Source organism: Streptomyces sp. NBC_01233, from assembly GCF_035989305.1.
Lineage (GTDB): Bacteria > Actinomycetota > Actinomycetes > Streptomycetales > Streptomycetaceae > Streptomyces.
On sequence record NZ_CP108514.1, the window covers coordinates 9,500,917 to 9,514,238 of the forward strand.

Here is a 13,322-nt window from a genome sequence, read left to right on the forward strand (position 1 = left end):
CTGCGCGTCCAGCGCGAGAGCGAGCCGTGGCCCGCCGGAGCCGCCGGTGGCCCGCGCCGCGCCGGAATCAGCGCGTTCGGCGCGGGCGGGTCCAACGCCCACGTCATCGTCGAGGAGTTCCAGCAGCAGACGCCGGCCACCGAGGGCGCCTCCACCGCGGGACCGCAGGTGGTGCTTCTCTCCGCCCGCACCCCGCAGGCGCTGCGCGAGCTCGCCGAGCGGTACGCGGAGCCGACGGCGGGCGACCCGCTCGACGCGGTGGCCGACGTGGCCGAAGCGGCCGGTCTCGCCGGCGCCGACCCGGAGGCCGAGCTCGACGAACTCGGCCTGGACGTCGCCGACCTGCGCAGGCTCGCGCGGGTCCTCGCCGACCGGTTCCCGGGACGGGCCCCGCACGTCGACGCCCGTTCCACCCTCGCCGGTCTCGCCGAGGCCGTCTCGGCGGGCGCCGGACGGGAGGCCTCGCTGGCCGACATCGCGTACACGACGCAGATCGGCCGGGAACCGCTGGAGGAGCGGCTCGCCGTGGTCGCCTCCGACACGGCCGGACTCCGCACCGCCCTCCACGCCTTCCTCGCCGGCTCGCCGGCGCCGGGCCTCCACCGGGGCACCGTCAGCGGACAGCGGCCCGCCGGCGACCCGCTTGCGGCGGGCCCGCTCCCGGCCGACCCGTCCGCGTGGGCGCGCAGCTGGGCGGAGGGCGCCGCGCCCGACTGGCGCGCCCTGCACCGCGACCGGCAGCCGCGCAAGGTGGAGCTGCCGCAGTACCCGTTCGCCCGCGTGCGGTGCTGGGTCGACGTACCGGCCCCGCGGCCGGCGGCCCTTCCGTCCGCCGGGGCCGCTGCCGAGCCCCGCGTCGAGACGCTCCCGCTGGACGTCCCCACCTGGGAGGCCGTCCCGGCGCCCACCGCGCCGCCGGCGCCGGACGGTGCCGTCGTGGTGCTCCACGCCCCCGCCCGCGCGGGCCTGGCCCGCGAGCTGGCCGCCCGTCACGAGGGCGCCGTTCTCGCCGAACTGGGCACACAGCTCGGGGTGACACCCCGTCTGGTCTACGTCCTGACCGGGCCCACCGACACCACCGACACCACCGACACCACCGCGGACGAGGCGGGGCGGGTCGCACGCGCCGAGGACGCGGGCGTCAAGGCCCTCGCCCCGTACGCCCGGGCCTGGTCCCGCGAGCACACCCTCGACTGGGTGATCGTCACCACCGGCGCCGCCGCCCCGCCCGGCCGCTCCGTCACCGACCCCTACGCCGCCGGGATCACCGGCTTCGCCCGGGTCATGGAGAACGAGCACCGGGGCTGGTCCGTCGCCTGCGTCGACCTCGACCCCGCCCACGCGTCCGCCGCCCTCCTGGCGCCCGAGCCCCGGGGGACGCGCGTCGCGTACACCGGAACCGTTCGCCACACCCAGGTCCTGCGGCCCGCCCCGGCCGCCGACGGGCCCGTCCCGCTGCGCCGGGGCGGCACCTACGTGATCGTCGGTGGCGCCCGGGGCATCGGCCTGGCCATCGCCCGCCGCCTCGTCGAGGACTGGGACGCCCATGTGGTGCTCGTCGGTCGCAGCGAGCTTGCCGACCCCGCCCTCGGGGGCCGGATCCGCTACGCCCGCGCCGACGCCACCGACCCCGGCCGGCTGGCGGCCGTACTCGACGAGGCGGGCCCGGTGCACGGCGTCGTCCACGCGGCGCTGGTACGGCGCGACCGGCTGGTGCGCGACCTCACGGACACGGACCTCGCACAGAGTCTGGCGGCCAAGTCCGGCGTCGCCGCGGCCCTGGCCGACGCCCTGCGCGGACGGAACCCGGACTTCCTGGTGTTCTTCTCCTCCGCCCAGTCGTTCCTCGGCGACCCCGGCCTGGCCAACTACGCCGCCGGCTCCACCTTCCTCGACGCCTACGCCCACGCGCTCGACGCCCGCCTGCCCTACCCGGTGCGCGCCGTCGACTGGGGCTTCTGGGGCACCGTAGGGGCAGTGGCCGACGACACCCACCGGGACCGCCTGACCGCGGCCGGCTTCCGGTCCATCACACCCCGGTCGGGCTTCGCCGCGCTCGTCGAGACGCTCCGGCGGCCGGCGCCCCAGAGCGTCGTCGTGCCCGGCACCGAGGCCCTGCGCGAGCGCATGGCAGCGAACAGGAAAACGGAGAGCACCGACGTGACGCCCACCAGCGGGCGGCCGAACGCCGCCGACCTGCGCGTGGTGGAGGACTTCCACGCGCTCGACCGACAGATGACCCGCATCGCGGGCGGGGCCCTGCTCGCCCTGCTCGACGACCTGGGAACCTGGCACGGCCCCGACCCCGACGCGGACGAGGTACTGCGCCGGGTGGGCGTCACCCCCCGGTACGAACGCCTCCTGCGCACCGTGCTCGACGCGCTCGTCGGCGACGGCCTGCTCACGGCCGACGCCGGACGCCTGCGCCCGGCCCCGGACGCCCTGGCCGGCGCCCGTGCGGGCGGACACCTCGGGCAGCTCGCCGCCCTCGCCGACGCGCACCCCGAGTCCGCCGTCTTCGTACGGCTGCTGGCCCTGTGCCTGGAGCGCTACCCGGAGCTGCTCCGGGGCGAACTCCTCGCCACCGACCTGCTGTTCCCCTCCTCCGGCACCTCGCTCATGGAACGCGTGTACCGCGGCAATCCCATCAGCGACCTCTACAACGACCTGCTCACCCGCCGCCTCGTCGCGCACGTGGAGGAACGCCTCGCCGGCCTGCCCGCCGACGCCACCGTCCGCATCCTGGAGGTCGGATCGGGCACCGGCGGCACCTCCGCCGGGCTCCTGCGCGCCCTCGCACCGTACGGCGGCCGGCTCGCATACTGGTACACCGACCTGTCGGTGACCTTCCTGGCCCACGGCAGGCAGGAGTTCGGCGCCCGGTACCCCTTCCTGCGGTTCAAGCGCCTCGACCTGGACACCGACCCCGTCGTCCAGGGCTTCGACGAGGGCGGCTTCGACCTCGTGGTCGGCGCCAACGTCCTGCACGCCACCTCGGACGTCGGCCGTGCCCTGCGCCACCTGCGACGGGTCCTGCGCACCGGAGGCGAACTGCTGCTCAACGAGCTGACGACGGTCACCCTGTCCGGCACGCTCACCTACGGGCTGTTCGACGGCTGGTGGGCCCACGGTGACACCGGCCTGCGCCTGCCCGGCTCTCCGCTGCTGGACGTTTCCGGCTGGACCGGAGTGCTCGGCGAGGCCGGGTACGAGGCGGTGACGGCCTCCCCGGACTCCGCCCGCACCACCCGCAACTTCCAGCACGTCCTGGTGGCCAGGGCGGCGGCCGGCGCCACCGCACCCGCCGGCACGCGGGCGACGGGGACCACGCCGGCCACCGGATCCACACAGGTCACAGGAACCGGACAGGCCACAGGGGCCGCCACGGCCGCCTTCACCGACACGCTGCTGGACCTGACCTCGGACGCCTCGGGCATCCCCGTCGGCGAACTCGACCTCGACCGGCAGATCGGGGACTACGGCTTCGACTCGGTCAGTTACAACCTCCTCGCCAGCCGGCTCAACGAGGCCCTCGACCTGGACGTGACGCCCGCGCTCTTCTACGAGACCCCCACCCTGCGGGCCCTCGCCGACCGTCTCGCACGCGACCACCGCACGGCGCTGCCCGCCACGGCGCTGCCCGCACCCCGGGCCCCGGAGGACCGGCCCGCCACGGCTTCGGCCGCGCGCCCCGTCGACCCGGAGGCGATCGCCGTCATCGGCATGAGCGGACGGATGCCCGGCAGCGCCGACCTCGGCGAGTTCTGGGACCACCTGGTGGACGGGGACGACCTGGTCACCGACGTCCCCGCGGACCGCTGGGACCGCCACGCGCTCCCGGAGGGCGTACACGCGGGCCGTGGCGGCTTCATCCACGACGTCGACCGCTTCGACCCCCTCTTCTTCGGCATCTCCCCGCACGAGGCCGAAGGCATGGACCCCCAGCAGCGACTGGTGCTGGAAGGGGTGTGGACGGCACTGGAGGACGCGGGCCTGGCGCCGGGCAGCCTCGCGGGAGCCGACGTCGGACTGTTCGTCGGGGCGGGATCGAGCGACTACGACGAGATCCGCAAGGCCGCCGGCCTGGCGGTCGACGCGCACGCCGCCACCGCCACCGCGCACTCCATCCTGGTCAACCGGGTCTCCTACCAACTCGACCTGCACGGGCCGAGCGAACCGGTCAACACCGGCTGCTCCAGCTCCCTGGTCGCCATCCACCGGGCCGCCGAGTCCATCCGCTCGGGCGAGTGCGACATCGCCGTGGCCGGCGGGGTCAACCTGGTGCTGTCCCCGCACAACCACGTCCTCCTCAGCAGCACGGGCATGCTGAGCCCGACCGGACGGTGCCGGACCTTCGACGCCCGCGCGGACGGCTTCGTACGCGGCGAGGGCTACGGCTTCGTGGTGCTGGCCCGAGCCGAGCGGGCCCAGGGCCGTCAGGTCCGGGCCTGGCTGCGCGGCAGCGCCGTCAACCACGGGGGCCGGGCCCGGTCCCTGACCGCGCCCAACCCGGCCGCCCAGGCGGCGATGATCGTACGGGCCCACGAGCGTGCCGGAACCGACCCGGCCACCCTGGGCTACCTGGAGACGCACGGCACCGGCACGGAGCTCGGCGACCCGGTGGAGATCAACGGCCTGCGGCTGGCCTTCGACGAACTGCTGAGCCGCCGGGGCACGCCCCCGCCGGCCGAGCCGTACTGCGCCATCGGAGCGGTCAAGGCCAACATCGGCCACCTGGAATCCGCTGCCGGCGCCGCCGGAGTGATCAAGGTGCTCCTCGCGATGGAGCACGGCGTGCAGCCGCCGCTGGCCGGACTGCGGGAACAGAACCCGCACCTGCGCCTCGACGGCAGTCCCTTCCAGCTGCTCCGTTCGGCGCGGGCCTGGCCGCTGCCGGCCGCCGGGCCGCGCCGCGCGGGCGTCAGCTCCTTCGGCTACGGGGGCGTCAACGCCCACGTCGTCCTGGAGGAGGCCGGAGCCGCGCCCGAGGTGCGGCGGCCGCACGGCCCCTGGGTGTTCCCGCTGTCCGCACGCACCCCGCACGCCCTGCGCCGGTACGCGGCCGCACTGCTCGCGGCCGTCGAACGGGCGGACCGGACACCGGAACTGGCCGACGTGGCACACACCCTCCAGCACGGCCGCGACGCGATGGCCGAGCGGCTCGCGGTCACCGCTGCCGACCGGTCCACGCTCGTCGCCGCCCTGAAGGCCGCCGCCGACGGCGCCGACCACTCCGCGCTGGCCCGGCCCGCGGGCGGGACGGACGCCGACCGCTGGGTGGCCGGAGACGCGGTCGACTGGCCGGCGGGCGGGGTCTCGATCCCCCTGCCCACCTACCCGTTCGAACGCCGCCGGTGCTGGGTCGCCCCCGTGGCGTCCCCCGGTCCGGAGGCGGACGCCGCTGCCCCGGCGGCAGCGGTCCCGGTCCCGGCGAGCACGGCCACGGCGTCGGCGCCCCCGGTCCGGGCGGGTGCCTACGCCCCGCGCCGGCAGCCCGTCGCCGACGTGGCCCTGCGCGGGCCGGTCACCGGCCCGGTCTGGGTGCTCGGCCCCGCCGAACTGCCGGGGGCCGAGGTCCACCGGATCGGCGCGGCGCCGCTGGAGTCCCTGCCGACCCCCGTCGCGGTCCACGCCGTGGTCGAGGGCGAGCGCGGGGTCCTCGACCTCTTCCGGATCGTCCACCACCTCCAGGCACGCCCCGGAGCGGGCGGCGAACTCGCGCTGACCGTCGTGACCCGCGCCGCGACCGACCCGGCGTCGGCCGCGGCACTGGGCCTCGCCCGGTCGGTGCGGAGCGAGTGCGAGCGCTGGCGGGTGGCCACCGTCGACATCGGCCCCGAGGACCCGACGGCGGTCCCCGTCGCCACCCCCGGCGACTACGCACTGCAGGCCGGCCGCTGGTACCGGGAGGTGCTCCAGCCCGTCGACGCGACGGCCGGGGCCGCGCCCGTCCTGCGCGAGGGCGGTACGTACGTGATCGTCGGCGGGACCGGCGACGTCGGTCTGGACATCGCCGAGCAGCTCGTGCGGCGTCACCGCGCCAGGGTCGTCCTCGTCGGGCGCTCCGCGCCGGACGTGGACCGGGCGGCCCGGATCAGGGCCCTCGACCCCTCGGGCACCCGGGTGGAGGTCCACCGGGCGGACGCCTGCGAACCGGGCCGGATACGCGCCGTGCTCGACCGGGTGGGCGTCGTCCACGGGGTCCTGCACTCGGTGACCGTTCCGAGCGACCGGTCGCTGGCGGCCATGGACGAGGAGTGGTTCCTGCGCGCCATGGCGGCGAAGAGCCGCACCACCGAGGCCCTCGCCGAGGCGCTGGGCGACCGGCGGCCGGACTTCCTGGCGCTGTTCTCCTCGGTGCAGTCCTTCCTCGGCAACCCCGGCCAGGCGGCCTACGCGGCCGGGTGCACCGCCCAGGACGCCATCGGCCGCGCGCTCGCCGCGCGGCTCCCCTACCCCGTCCGCGTCGTGAACTGGGGGGCCTGGTCGGGCTCCGCCCTCACCGAGCGCCACCTGGGCCGGCTGGCCGCGGCAGGGGTCCACCCGCTCTCGCCGGAGGCGGGATTCGAAGCGCTGAGCCGGGTGCTCGGCCGACAGGAGGTTCAGGTGGCAGTGGTCTCGGGCACGGACGAGTTCCTCGGCCGGATCGGTGTCCCGGCGGCCGGTGCGGACGTACGGCAGCAGCCTGCGACCGCGACCGCGACCGCGACCGCGGCCACGCCCGAGGCCGGGTCTTCCTGGCGCGCCGCGGCGGCCGACGAGATACTGGCCGTCCTGCGCGAGGTGGCCGGCATCCGGCCCGAGGAACTCGCGCCGGACGACCTGCTCAGCCGGTTCGGCTTCGACTCGATCACGTACACGAGGCTGAGCTCCCGGATGAACGCGCGCTGGGACCTCGACCTGACCCCGGCCACGTTCTTCGGCGTGGCCACCGCCGACGACCTGATCGGCAAGATCCTCCAGCACCACGGAGCGGCTCTCGCGGGGCACTGGAGCGTGGACGCACCGCCCGGAGCCCCGGCATCCGACGGGACCCCGGCGCCCGACCCTGCTCCGGCAGCCGAACCTGCCCGCGCGCCCGAACCTGCCCGCGGGCAGGCCGTGGCCGCGGAGGACTTCCCGGCCGCCTCCGTGCGGGCCGCCGCCCCGGCGCCCGTCACCGGCGAGCCCGTCGCCGTCGCCATCGTCGGCATGGCCGGAATGCTCCCCGGCTCGGACGACCTGGACGCGTTCTGGGAGCACCTGACGGCGGGCGACGACCTCGTCGGCGAGATCCCGGCCGACCGCTGGGACTGGCGCCGCCTGTACGGGGAGCCGACACCCGGGGAGTTCCGCACGACGGCGAAGTGGGGAGGGTTCCTGCCCAGGGTCGACCTGTTCGACCCGCAGTTCTTCGGCATCTCCCCCCACGAGGCCGTGGCGATGGACCCGCAGCACCGGCTCGTGCTGGAGGCGGCCTGGAGCGCGATCGAGAACGCCGGCATCCGGCCGTCCGCGCTCGCCGGCACCGACACGGGCGTCTTCATCGGCAGCAGCACCTACGACTACTTCGAGCTCCAGCACGCCCTCGGCGTCCCGCTCGACGGCTACAGCACGGTGGGCAGGGCCCACGCGATCATGTCCAACCGGGTCTCGTACCTGCTGGACCTGCACGGCCCCAGCGAGACCATCGACACCGCCTGCTCCTCCTCGCTCGTCGCCGTGCACCGGGCGGCCGAGGCGATCCGCGGCGGCGACTGCGAGGTCGCGCTGGCGGGCGGCGTGAACGTCATCGCCTCGCCGACGCTGTTCGTGGACATGAGCCAGGCCGACATGCTGAGCCCGGACGGCCGCTGCCGTACCTTCGACGCGCGCGCCAACGGCATCGTCCGTGCCGAGGGCGTGGGCGTGGTGGTGCTCAAGCGCCTCGACGCGGCGATCGCCGACGGCGACGTCATCCACGCCGTCCTGCGGGGCAGCGCCGTCAACCACGGCGGCCGCACCAACTCGCTGACCGCCCCGAACCCGGACGCGCAGGCCGCCTGCATCGTCAAGGCGCACCGCCGCGCCGGTGTGGACCCCCGGACCGTCGGCTACGTCGAGACCCACGGCACCGGCACCGAACTCGGCGACCCCGTCGAGGTCGAGGGCCTGAAGTCGGCCTTCGGGGAGCTGTACGCCGATCACGGCGCGGCACCCGGGCGGCCGCACGTGGTGCTGGGCGCGGTGAAGACCAACACCGGCCACCTGGAGGCGGCCGCGGGCGTCACGGGCCTGATCAAGGCACTGCTCGCGATGCGCCACGGGTCGATCCCCGGCAACGTCCACCTGGAGAAGCTCAACCCGCACCTGCGTCTCGACGGCAGCCCGCTGTGCCTGCCGTCCGGCAACGAGCCGTGGATCCGGGTCCGCACGGCCGACGGGGCCGAGGCACCGCTGAGGGCGGGAGTGAGCTCCTTCGGCCTCGGCGGGGTCAACGCGCACCTGGTGGTGGAGGAGTACCGGGAGGCGCCCGCCCGCCCGACGGCGGGGGAGCGGCTGTTCGTCCTGTCGGCGAAGACCCCGGAGCGGCTGCGCGACTACGCGGTGCGCCTGGCCCGTTGGGTCGCGGACCACGAGGACGTGGACCCGGCGGCCCTGGCCCACACTCTGAGCACCGGCCGGGAAGCCTTCCCCGAGCGTCTCGCGGTCGTCGCCGACTCGCCGCGTGCGCTGGTGGCCGCCCTGGAGGCGTGGCAGGCCGGCGGACCGGTCCCGGGCGTCTTCGCGGGGGACGGCAAGGACGCCACCACCGCCCTGCTGCTGGACGGCCCCGAGGGCGGCCGGTACCTGCGGGCCGTGGTGGACGCGGGCCGACTGGACAAGGTCGCCCGGCTGTGGGTCGGGGGCGCCCCGATCGACTGGGCGGAGCTGTGGCCGGGGACGGCGCCCCGGCGGGTGCCCGCACCGACCTACCCCTTCGCCCGGGAGAGCTACTGGCTCACGCCCGGAGCCCGCTTCGACGCCCTCCAGGCGGCCGAGGCGGGTCTGATCGCCGACACCGCGGCCGAGGCGGATGCGGACACCGCCGAGGCGGATGCGGACACCGCGGCCGAGGCCGGGCCGCTGACCCGTGCCGGATCGGAGACCGCGACCGGCGTCGTGGCCCCGGCGCGGACACCTGCCGTCGTGGCGACGCCCGCGCCCGAGCGGCCGGCCGAGGCCGGGGCTCCCGCCGGAGACGACGCCGAGGGCGCCGTCCGCACGCACGTACGCGGGCTCCTCGCGGCCCACTTGGGCATGCGGCCCGAGCGCCTGCCCCTGGACCGGGCGCTGTCGGACGCGGGAGTGGACTCGCTGGGCCTGCGCCGGCTGAGCCGTCGCCTCGGCGCGGACTACCAGGTGGAGGTGCCGACCCGGATGTTCGGGGTGGCCCAGACGGTACGGGCGGTGGCCCGAGCCGTGTTCGAGGCGTACGGGCCACTGCCCGCGCCCCAGGAGCAGCCGCAGCCGCAGCCGCAGACGCAGAAGCAGGATCAGGAGCCGGACCCCGCCCCCGCACCCGCGGCGGACCAGGTGGCCGCTCTGCTGGCCGGGCTGCGCGACGGAACCGTCCGCGTGGACGACGCGCTGGCCGTACTCGAAGGAGGGGCGGGCCGATGAGCACCGACCTGCGTGAACTGCTGGCGGCGATCGCCGCCGGCAAGCTGTCCGACGAAGTGGCCGAACTGCTGGTACGGGGCCTGGTCGACACGACCGCCCCGGCCGCGGCACCAGCCCCGGCCCCGCCGGCGGCCGCTGTCCCGAAGGCGCCCTCCGGGCCGTACCCGCTCAGCCGCGGGCAGGCAGCGCTGTGGGCCCTGCACGCCGACGACCCGCAGACCGTCTCCTACAACCTGCCGCTGGGCCTGTGGCTCGGGCAGGACGTGGAGGAGGACCGGCTCGTCGAGGCACTGGCCGCGATGGTGCGCCGGCACCCGGAACTGGGCGTCTCCGTACGCCTGGACGCCACGGGGCCCGTACAGGAGGTCACCGGCCGCGCCCCGGAGGTGACCCGCCTGGACCTCGGCCACGTGACCGACGGGGAGTTCGCCGCCCGCGTGCGCAACCTGGTGCGCCGCCCGTTCGACCTGGAGCAGGACCCGCTGTACCGGATGTGGCTCGTCGCCGCCCCCGGCGGCACCACCCTGCTGCTCCTGGTGTTCCACCACCTGATCACCGACGGGGTCTCCAGCCATCTGCTGCTGCGCGACATCGTCGCCTGCCACGACGCGCTCGCCCAGGGCCGTGAGCTGCCGGCGGTCGAACACGCCGCCCCCTACGCCGAGTTCGTGGAGTGGCAGCGGACCATGCTCGCCGCCCCGGAGACGGAGGAGCACCGGCGCTGGTGGCTGGACCGGCTGACCGGTGCCTCCACGGCGCCGGTCCTGGACGCGCTCGCCGATCGCCGGCGCACCGGATCCGCCTCGCACACCGGCGGCGAGATGGTGCAGTTGCGGCTCCCGCATTCCACCTGGGCGGCCGTCCAGGACACCGCCCGTGCGGGCGGGCTGACGCCCTTCAGCGTCGTGCTCGGCGCGTTCCTCGCCCTGCTGCACCGCCACTCGGGACACCGCGACCTCAGCGTGATGGTGCCGACCGACGGCCGTCCCGCACAGCGCTTCGACCGCACCGTCGGCTACCTGATCAACCCGGTGGTCCTGCGCGTGGACTGCGACCCCGACCACAGCTTCGGCGAGCTCACGACCGCCGTCGGAGCCCGGATGGCGGAGGCCGAGGAGCACAGCGCGTACCCCTTCGCCTCCGTCGTCGACGACCTGCGCCGCACGACCGGCACCGCGGCCGGCTTCGACATCGGCTTCTACATGCAGCAGGGAGTCGGCGGCGACCAGGACATGGCGGCCGGGCAGACCGTCTTCCGCGACGCGCTCGACCTGACCCAAGAGGGCGAGAACGACCTCGTCGTCGAGGTGGTCGTGCGCGACACCGGCGTGCTCCTCTACCTCAAGTACGACCCGGAGCGCTTCGACCGCTCCACCGTCGAACGGCTGGCCGAGCACTACCGGCTGCTGCTGGACACGGTGACGGCCGACCCCTCCGTACGCCTCGGGGACCTCGATCCCGCCACCCCCGCCGAACGGCGCACCGTGGAGCGGGCCAACGCCACGCGCGCCGAACGGCCGCGCGACGTCACCGCCGCCGACCTGGTGCTCGCCCGCGCCCGGCGCGGCCCCGGGCGCACCGCCCTCGTCGACGCGACGGGCTCGCTGACCTACGGGGAACTCGCCGGGCAGGTGCACGCCCTCACCCGGATCCTCACCGAGCACGGCGTGCGCCCGGGCGACGTCGTGGGCGTCCTCGTCGCCCGCCGGGCCGCGCTGGTCGTGGCCCTGCTCGCGGTCCAGGCCGCGGGCGCCGCCTACGTCCCCCTCGACCCGGAGTTCCCGGCGGCCCGGCTCGCCCACATCACCGCCGACGCGGCACCGGTCGCCGTGATCGTCGATCCGCCCCTGGCCGACCGGCTGCCCGGGGACGCACCGGGCGTGCGCGTGCCCCTGACCGGCCTGGAGCCCGAGGCACAGACCGTGGCCCCGGTCGCCCGCCGTGACGACGACCTCGCGTACGTCCTGTACACCTCCGGATCCACGGGCGAGCCCAAGGGCGTCGAGGTCTGCCACGGCAACCTGGTCAACCTGCTGGTCGCGACGGCCGAGCGGCCCGGCTGCTCCGAGGACGACGCCCTGCTGGCGGTGACCACCGCCGGGTTCGACATCTCGGGTCTGGAACTGCTGCTCCCGCTGACCCGGGGCGCCACCGTCCACATCGCGTCCGAGGACGTGGTCCGGGACGGGTTCGCCCTGGCCGACCTCATCGGCGACGCCGGCGCGACGGTCGTCCAGGCCACCCCGGCCACCTGGGAGATGCTGCTGCACGCCGGCTGGACCGGACGCGTGCGCAGGCTGCTGTGCGGCGGGGAGGCGCTCACCGCCGAACTCGCGGACCGGCTGCTGGACCGGTGCGACGAGCTGTGGAACATGTACGGGCCGACCGAGACGACCATCTGGTCCTCCGCCCAGCGCATCCGGCGGGGCGGACCCGTCACCGTCGGTACCCCGCTCGCCAACACCACCTTCCGCACCGCCGGTCCCGACGGCGCCCCCGTGCCCTTCGGCGCGGTCGGCGAACTGCTCATCGGCGGCGACGGCGTCGCCCGCGGCTACCGGGGCAAGCCGGAGCTGACCGCCGAACGCTTCGTGCGCGACCCGGCGACCGGGGAACGGCTCTACCGCACGGGCGATCTCGCCCGCTGGTCGGCCGACGGGGACATGGTGCTGCTCGGGCGCGCCGACCGTCAGGTGAAGCTGCGCGGCCACCGCATCGAACTGGGCGAGATCGAGGCCGCCGTCCGGCGTGCCGGAGCGGCGGGCGCCGCCGACGGCATTGGCGACGTCCGGGTGGCCGTACGGGAGGACCTGCCCGGGCAGCCGCGTCTGGTGGCCTTCGTACTGGCCGCCCCGGAGGCCGCGGAGGCCGCGGTCGGGCGGATCCGGGCCTGGCTGCCCGCGTACATGGTCCCCTCCCGCACGGTCGCGCTGGCGCGCTTCCCCCTGACCCCCAACGCCAAGGTGGACACCGGTCCGCTGACGCGCCTGCCGATCGAGGAACTCGTACGCCGCTTCGGACACGAGGAACGCTCCGGAGAACGGCAGGGGGAAGCCGGCCCGCGGCCCCGGCCGGCCGGCCACGGAGAGCTGGCGGACCGGCTGCGCCAGAGCGCGGCGGCCGTCGCCGGGCTGCCCGTGGAGGAGGTCCCCCTCGACCGGCCGCTGGGCGAGGTCGGCTTCGACTCGATCGGTTTCACCCGCCTCGCGGTGGCGCTGCGCGAGCGGTTCGGCGTCACGGTGCGCCCGACCGTCTTCTACGCACGCCCGGACCTCACCTCGCTGGCCGCCCACCTGAGCGCGGCCCACCCCGAGGCGTTCGCCACGACGGAGCGCCGGCCCGCCCCCCGGGTCATGTCCGAGCCGGTGGTCGCGGCGGCCGCCGCGCAGCGCGGGTTCGCGCCGGTGGCCGTCGTGGGCATCGGCGGGCGACTGCCCTCCTCCTCCGGCCTGGAGGAGTTCTGGCAGCACCTCGCCGCCGGACGCGACCTCACCCGGCCGTACCCCATGGAGCGGGGCTTCTCCGCGCGGGTGTTCCCGCAGGGCCTGCGCGGCTCCTTCGTCGAGGACGTGGACGCCTTCGACGCGGCGCTCTTCCGCATCTCCCCCCGGGAAGCGGCACAGATGGACCCCCAGCAGCGCCTGCTGCTGCACGCCGCGCACGAGGCCGTGCTCGACTCCGGCCAGGTCCCGGGCGCGCTC

The 13,322-nt window shown here is 75.9% G+C and carries 2 protein-coding genes (1 of these 2 running past the window's edge); both read left to right on the forward strand.

The genetic code is table 11. The features are described 5' to 3' along the window. Entirely contained in the window at positions 1 to 9,621 is a 9,621-nt protein-coding gene (locus OG332_RS43855; RefSeq protein WP_327419552.1) for an SDR family NAD(P)-dependent oxidoreductase, read from the forward strand. Continuing rightward, positions 9,618 to 13,322, forward strand: partial view of a non-ribosomal peptide synthetase gene (locus OG332_RS43860; RefSeq protein WP_327418676.1) — the 5' portion only. It continues 978 nt past the right edge of the window; the window shows 3,705 of its 4,683 coding nt (coding positions 1–3,705); it begins with the start codon at positions 9,618 to 9,620; its stop codon lies off the right edge, out of view. Before OG332_RS43855 ends, OG332_RS43860 begins: the two co-directional genes overlap by 4 nt.